Raw genomic sequence first — 7,029 nt, 5'->3', positions numbered from 1 at the left:
GGTCAGTCCTGCCCAACAAAGTGTAAATCCATATTTTCCTACTCAGACTGGGGCAAGTCAGAATTATCCGCAGAAAAAAGGCGGTTCCTATCCGAAACTGCAGCCTTGGAAAGGAAAACAGCCGCAATTCCCAATTGGAACGAAACCAATATCTTTGGATCAGCCATATACAGGTGATTCTAAGGGCAGCAAGCACCCTTCAATGATGTCTCCGCAAAAAGGCGGAGCATATGGAAAAACGCAAGGATCGCAAACAGCGCCTGCTTATACAGGAAAGCTTTCACCGGTTGATACCGGCTCCTATGGGATGCCAACGTATCCTTATGCTCCGGTTAATATGAAAAAGCCATGTAACTGCGGTGGACCGGTTTCAAACTATGGAAATGCTCCGGTAGCCGGGTACTATGCCGGCAATCAGCCGCCGCATCAGAAACCAATGCCGTACAGTGCATTGTCAAATCCTAAGGCACCTACGTATCAACCGGCAAAACAACAAGGAAAATCCAAAAAATAAAGATGGATCAATGAGTGAAAGCAGCTTTTCAAAGTGAATCGCCGCTTCTCAATTCGTTTTCTATTTTTTGTCAGTTTATCGGTAAATATTCTTAGCGTAAAAATTGCCTCCTTCACACATGATAAGTGCGAAAGGAGGAGTTAAATTGAAAAAAGCAGTACTTAAATTGGGGACCGTACTCTCACTTGGGGCTTTCTTGGCAGGGTGTCAAGCAGATAATGCGGCAAACAATAATCCAAATGTTGCACCGCGTGACGTCAATTATCGTACGGGGTACAACAATCCGAATACAGCTCCTGATTACACAAATTTTAACAATCCGAATGGTCCGCGTGCAAACCAGATGAACTATGGCGATCAGAGACGTTTAGCAAAACGTATCGCTGATCGGGCCGCTTCAGTTGATGGGGTGGATCAAGCACATGTGTTAGTCACTGGAAATACGGTTGCAATCGGTGCCGTACCGGAAAAGAATGACGATGTTGCGAATTTGAGAAAGCAGATCCGTCTTCAAGTTAAGCCGCTGGCCGGCGATCGTGAAGTGCTCGTTTCGACAGATGATCGCTACGTGAAGCGCATCACGGCAACTGAAGCAGACTTTAATGCAGGAAAAGGAACACGTGAAGTACGTTCTGATATTGTCGGTATCATTGACGATCTGACCAATGCCGTGAAACGTCCTTTTGAAAACAACAGCCGCTGATCAATACCTCTAAAGCAGTAAAAGAGCAAGGGCAGAGCCCTTTGCTCTTTTTTTTAGAATAAAAAATGGTTATAATGGGAACGGAGTGAATTTTACGGAGTACGCTAAAGTATAGGATAAAAGAACATAAATGGTAAAAAACGATGACGAACAAGAACAGAGGACGGCAATTGCCGCTTCTTTTTTTGACATTTATGTTTTTTCGACTAAGATGCGTTCAGCCGTAATTTTAGGAGGAGAACCATTATGTCTGGACATTCAAAATGGAATAACATTCAACATAAGAAAAATGCTGTTGATGCAGCACGCGGAAAAATTTTTATGAGGTTATCCAAAGATATCTTCTTAGAAGCGCGCCATGGTGGCGGCGATCCGTCAATGAATTCCGGGCTTCGCCACGCGATTGAAAAAGCAAAAGCTGCAAACATGCCAAATGACAATATTTCCCGGGCAATCAAGAAAGCAACCGGCGATCTCGATGGTGTTACTTATGAAGAAATCACTTATGAAGGGTACGGACCAGGCGGTGTCGCTGTTATGGTCGACGTCCTGACGGATAATCGTAACCGCTCTGCCTCCGATATTCGCCATGCCTTTACAAAGAGCGGCGGAAATCTGGGAGAAAGCGGCAGTGTCGGTTTTCTGTTCGATAAACAGGGCATCATTGAAATTGAGAAGAATGATGAACTGGATGAAGATACAATGATGATGGATGCAATCGATGCTGGCGCAGAGGACATGAAAACTGAGGATGACCGGTTCATCATTATAACAACACCTGACGTCTTTGAAGATGTTCGCAAAGCATTGAGTGAAGATAAAGGATATGAAGTTGACCGCGCGGAAGTTGCCATGATCCCGACAACAAAAACAGCATTGACCGGCAAAGATCTTGAAAAGATGAGAACGTTGATTGAAGTGCTGGAAGACAATGATGATGTTCAGGATATTTATACCAATCTTGACGAGAACGATTGATTCAGCAGAAGTGGAGAAAAGGGGCATTCGACGCGGATGCTCCTTTCTTTTGCAAGATAAGGAAGCTCATGATTATGACTTTGCTCCTCCTGGAATAAGCGGCAGATCAATCGCTACGAGACACGTGATCGCTCGAGCGCCTCGCATTGTTTTTATTGGGACAAAAATGTGTCATGTGCTATGATAGAATGAGTGAACGGACTTCAGCTGCAGAAATGAACGGATGAGGAGTTACTTACGTGTTTGATTACATAAGGGGAATTTTAACTTATCTTTCCGGAGGCGGGATCGTTGTTGAACAGGGCGGGTTCGGCTATCGAATTAGTTGTCCAAATCCATTTACCTATCAGCCTTTGCTGAACAGGGAAGCGAAGGTTTATCTGTATCAATATGTACGCGAAGACGCGAATATTTTATACGGGTTTCAGACTAGGGAAGAACGGGAACTGTTTGTCCGGCTGCTCTCTGTTTCCGGAATTGGACCGAAAAACGCACTAGCAATTCTTGCCTCCGGCGAACCGGATGAAGTGATTCAAGCGATTGAAGCGGAAAATGAAAAATATTTGACCCGTTTTCCCGGCATTGGCCGCAAGACCGCAGGACAAATCATCCTCGACCTAAAAGGCAAACTGCAGGAATTCGCAATAAGTCCTGCTGCAGAGCAGGTGAATGAACCGGAAAAGCGGTTAAACAATGCACTTGCGGAAGCGATGGACGTTCTGTCTTCTCTCGGATACTCGGAACGAGAAATTCGAAAAATCGTGCCGAAACTTGAACAACAGAATCTTAGTGCTGAAAATTATGTCAAGGAAGCGTTGAAACGATTATCAAAGGTATAAAAGGAGGGCGTCTTATTGGAAGAGGATCATCTGCTTTCGCGTGACGCGTTGCTTGAAGATCAAGGGCTGGACCAATCCATTCGTCCTTCCGACTTAGATCATTATATCGGTCAGGAAGAACTGAAGCGAAATCTTAAAATCTTTATACGTGCTGCAAAAGCGCGGCAGGAACCGCTCGATCATGTTCTTCTCTATGGGCCTCCGGGGTTAGGTAAAACGACGCTTTCGATGATTATCGCAACGGAAATGGGTACGGGAATGCGTCCCACTTCCGGCCCGGCACTGGAACGGCCCGGCGACCTGGCAGCAGTGCTCTCATCATTGGAACCTGGCGATGTTCTTTTTATTGACGAAATTCACCGTCTGCCGCGCCATGTTGAAGAAATTCTGTACCCGGCGATGGAAGACTTTTGCATGGATATTATGATCGGAAAAGATGAAACCGCGCATTCGGTTCGGTTGAACTTGCCGCCGTTTACCTTAGTCGGGGCCACTACACGTGCCGGATACCTGTCTCCGCCGCTTCGGGATCGTTTTGGCGTGATTCACCGTTTGCAGTTTTATACACCGGAAGAATTGTCTATGATTATTAACAGAACGGCAAGCGTATTGAAAACAGAAATTGATGATGATGCCTGCATTGAAATTGCCAGACGTTCGCGTGGTACGCCGAGAATTGCTAATCGTCTGTTGAAACGGATTCGTGACTTTGCACAAGTTGAAAACAATGGCGTGATTGATCAGCAGACGGCGCGAGATGGGCTTACTCGTCTCCACGTTGATGAAGCAGGACTCGATCATGTTGATCGTCAACTGATTCTGGGGATGATCAACCAATTTAATGGCGGACCGGTCGGGTTAGATACCCTTGCCGCATCAATTGGCGAGGAGCGGCATACGATCGAGGACGTTCAAGAGCCGTACTTGCTGCAGATTGGATTTATTCAGCGCACACCACGTGGACGAATTGTGACCGACCAAGCGTACCGGCATTTTCATCGTAAACGAGAGGACGCGTGATCATGGGTGATTTTGGGAAAGTGCTCATGATTGCTGGCGCCATTATTTTTCTAATTGGTCTTTGCTGGCCGCTTATTGGGCGGCTGCCCGGAGATCTCATTTTCAAAAAGGGAAATGTCACCTTTGTCTTTCCAATTGTTACCTGTATTCTTGTTAGTTTGGTCTTATCCTTAATAATGTACTTAATTAATTTATTTCACAGAATGTAGAATGCCGGAAGCAAAACGCATTTTATCCTTTGCATATGCGGCATTCCGGAAATGAAAGAGAGTGCTGGTATGGATTTATCTGATTTTGATTATGATTTACCTGAAGAATTAATTGCGCAGACCCCGCTGAAGGACCGCGCCGCATCACGTTTAATGGTTCTTAATCCAAATAAAGACATGATTAACCATCATCATACATTCAGCGAAATCATCGATTACCTGAACCCCGGTGACTGTCTCGTGCTTAATGACACGAAAGTATTACCGGCGCGGTTGATCGGTCATAAAGAAGAGACCGGCGCAAAAATTGAATTGCTGCTGCTAAAGCAAAAGGAAGGCGACTGCTGGGAATGTTTGGCCAAACCGGCGAAGCGTGTTCATAAAGGAGCACGCATTTCATTTGGCGATGGCAAACTCGTCGGTGAATGCGCTGAGGAACTGGATGAAGGACGGCGCATGATCACATTCCATTATCAGGGCATTTTTTATGAGGTTCTTGATGAGCTGGGAAAGATGCCGCTGCCACCCTACATCAAAGAACAGCTGGATGATCCGGATATGTATCAAACCGTCTACGCAAAGCACCGCGGTTCTGCTGCCGCTCCGACAGCAGGCTTGCATTTCACAAAAGAATTGTTGGTGGACATTGAAAAAAAAGGGGTGCATCTTGTCTTTATCACACTGCATGTCGGTCTGGGCACGTTTCGTCCGGTTAAAGTGGACAAGATTGAAGAACACACGATGCACGCCGAATTTTACCAAATGACTGCTGCGGCTGCCGATACACTGACCCAAGCCCGCATGCAAGGCAAGCGAATCATTGCCTGTGGAACGACTGTGATTCGCACACTGGAAACGATCGCGGCTAAACACGACGGTAAACTCCAAGAAAGCTCGGGCTGGACAGATATTTTTATCTATCCGGGTTTCCGCTATCGGGCCATTGACGGGATGATTACCAACTTTCATTTGCCAAAGTCGACCTTGATTATGCTGGTCAGTGCTTTTGCCGGACGCGATTTTACTCTTAAAGCGTACCGCGAGGCGGTAAAAGAACGATATCGTTTCTTTAGCTTTGGCGACGCGATGTTTATTGAGGAAGGAATTAACCATTAATGAGTCAACCTGCAGTCACTTATGAATTAATTAAAACAGATAAAAAAACAGGCGCGCGGCTTGGTAAGCTGCACACACCGCACGGGACCTTCGATACACCGATGTTCATGCCCGTAGGCACGCAGGCGACGGTGAAAACGATGAGTCCGGAAGAATTAAAAGAAATGGGTGCCGGGGTCATCTTGAGCAATACCTATCATCTTTGGCTGAGACCGGGTGAAGACATTGTTCAAGAAGCCGGCGGTCTCCACCCGTTCATGAATTGGGATCAGGGCATTCTTACCGATTCCGGCGGCTTTCAAGTGTTCAGTCTCAGCAAACTACGCGATATCTCAGAGGAAGGCGTTCGTTTCCGCAATCATTTGAATGGGGAAAAGCTGTTCTTGTCGCCTGAAAAGTCGATTGCAATTCAAAATGCACTCGGTTCTGATATCATGATGGCTTTCGATGAGTGTCCGCCATTTGATTCGTCGTTTGACTATATGAAAACATCTGTAGAACGGACAAGCCGTTGGGCAGCACGTTGTCTTGAAGCCAATGCCAATCCTGACCGTCAAGCGCTTTTCGGAATTGTTCAAGGCGGCGGAAACAAAGAATTGCGCATGCAGTCGGCGCGAGATCTTACGTCGCTTGATTTTCCCGGCTATGCAATCGGTGGACTTTCGGTTGGTGAACCGAAGGAAAAGATGAACGAGATGCTGACCTATACAACGCCGCTGCTTCCTGCGGATAAGCCGCGCTATTTGATGGGCGTGGGCTCTCCGGATTCGCTCATTGACGGGGTGATTCGCGGTATCGATATGTTTGATTGTGTGCTTCCAACACGCATTGCTCGTAATGGCACATGCATGACCGAGCATGGCCGGATCGTGATCCGTAATGCGAAATTCGCCCACGATTTTCGTCCAATCGATGAATCGTGCGATTGCAAAGTATGCCGGAATTACTCACGCGCTTATATTCGCCATCTTGTAAAAGCGAATGAAACCTTTGGATTTCGTTTAACCACTTACCATAACCTTTATTTTCTGATAAAATTAATGAAGCGTGTCCGATCTGCGATCAGAGAAGACCGACTGCTTGAATTTAAAGCGTCATTCTTTGAGTCGTACGGGTTTAATAAACCGGGTGCAAAAAACTTTTGAGGTGTAGAAGGGACGATTTGAATCAATGCAAATCATTTTCTTGTTATTGTTCGTGGCGATTTTCTATTTTCTGTTAATTCGCCCGCAGCAAAAAAGAACGAAAGAAGCCAGACAAATGCAGGCTTCTCTTTCAAGAGGGGATAAGATCGTAACCATTGGCGGTCTCCAAGGAACGATCGATTCACTCGATGATCAAACAGCTACATTGCGTTGCGGAGCAGGCAAGCTGACGTTTGAACGTAACGCGATCCGTGCGGTACTGAAAAAAGCAAATGCTCCGGAACCGGAAAAGATTGAAGAAGGAAAAGATAAAAAGGCGAAAACCGATACGGAAACTGAAAAGAAATAATGAACGAACGGAAAAAGGCGGCCGGATTACGGCCGCCTTTTTTCAGGTAAAGAAAGTATCTGATTTTGCTTTCCTGTGAAAGTACGTCCTGTGCACAACGCGGAAGCCACCGCATCCTGCGGAAGTAAGGACCTAGCGTAGCCTGGTTTTTCTTAC

8 protein-coding genes and 1 pseudogene are annotated in these 7,029 nt (G+C 46.2%); all 9 read left to right on the top strand.

Annotated features, from left to right (window positions below):
* Positions 1-514, top strand: a pseudogene (locus SIN01_RS14940) (hypothetical protein); the annotation flags it as partial.
* Between the two features lie 145 nt (positions 515-659).
* The gene (locus SIN01_RS03470) at positions 660-1,217 is read left to right on the top strand and encodes a YhcN/YlaJ family sporulation lipoprotein (RefSeq protein ID WP_010023300.1); all 558 of its coding nucleotides are present in this window, start codon (positions 660-662) and stop codon (positions 1,215-1,217) included.
* Between the two features lie 246 nt (positions 1,218-1,463).
* Positions 1,464-2,195 (top strand): YebC/PmpR family DNA-binding transcriptional regulator, encoded by a 732-nt coding sequence (locus SIN01_RS03465; protein ID WP_010023299.1) that lies wholly within the window; start codon positions 1,464-1,466, stop codon positions 2,193-2,195.
* Positions 2,196-2,434: 239 nt separating this feature from the next.
* Complete coding sequence (ruvA, locus tag SIN01_RS03460; protein WP_010023298.1) at positions 2,435-3,034, top strand: Holliday junction branch migration protein RuvA; 600 nt, start codon at positions 2,435-2,437, stop codon at positions 3,032-3,034.
* A gap of 15 nt (positions 3,035-3,049) precedes the next feature.
* Positions 3,050-4,054: a Holliday junction branch migration DNA helicase RuvB gene (gene ruvB, locus SIN01_RS03455; protein WP_010023297.1), complete on the top strand. Its 1,005-nt coding sequence runs from the start codon at positions 3,050-3,052 to the stop codon at positions 4,052-4,054.
* A gap of 2 nt (positions 4,055-4,056) precedes the next feature.
* Complete coding sequence (locus SIN01_RS03450) at positions 4,057-4,263, top strand: DUF2905 domain-containing protein (protein WP_010023296.1); 207 nt, start codon at positions 4,057-4,059, stop codon at positions 4,261-4,263.
* A gap of 69 nt (positions 4,264-4,332) precedes the next feature.
* Positions 4,333-5,379, top strand: a complete 1,047-nt coding sequence (gene queA, locus SIN01_RS03445) for a tRNA preQ1(34) S-adenosylmethionine ribosyltransferase-isomerase QueA (RefSeq protein WP_010023295.1) — start codon at positions 4,333-4,335, stop codon at positions 5,377-5,379.
* Positions 5,379-6,524, top strand: a complete 1,146-nt coding sequence (tgt, locus tag SIN01_RS03440; protein WP_010023293.1) for a tRNA guanosine(34) transglycosylase Tgt — start codon at positions 5,379-5,381, stop codon at positions 6,522-6,524. Before queA ends, tgt begins: the two co-directional genes overlap by 1 nt.
* 25 nt (positions 6,525-6,549) lie before the next feature.
* A complete protein-coding gene (gene yajC, locus SIN01_RS03435) occupies positions 6,550-6,873 on the top strand; it encodes a preprotein translocase subunit YajC (RefSeq protein WP_010023290.1) in 324 nt (107 codons plus the stop codon).
* The last annotated feature ends 156 nt before the right edge of the window (positions 6,874-7,029 follow it).

It is taken from the genome of Sporolactobacillus inulinus (assembly GCF_006539285.1).
GTDB lineage: Bacteria > Bacillota > Bacilli > Bacillales > Sporolactobacillaceae > Sporolactobacillus > Sporolactobacillus inulinus.
The sequence above is the reverse complement of the archived record's forward strand: the minus strand, read 5'-3'. Positions and strand labels throughout refer to the sequence as shown.

Bases quoted from the DNA above. Each gene is read 5' to 3' on its own strand.
- yajC (WP_010023290.1), top strand. From the start codon at position 6,550: ATGCAAATCATTTTCTTGTTATTGTTCGTGGCGATTTTCTATTTTCTG.
- SIN01_RS03465 (WP_010023299.1), top strand. From the start codon at position 1,464: ATGTCTGGACATTCAAAATGGAATAACATTCAACATAAGAAAAATGCT.
- queA (WP_010023295.1), top strand. From the start codon at position 4,333: ATGGATTTATCTGATTTTGATTATGATTTACCTGAAGAATTAATTGCG.
- SIN01_RS03450 (WP_010023296.1), top strand. From the start codon at position 4,057: ATGGGTGATTTTGGGAAAGTGCTCATGATTGCTGGCGCCATTATTTTT.
- tgt (WP_010023293.1), top strand. From the start codon at position 5,379: ATGAGTCAACCTGCAGTCACTTATGAATTAATTAAAACAGATAAAAAA.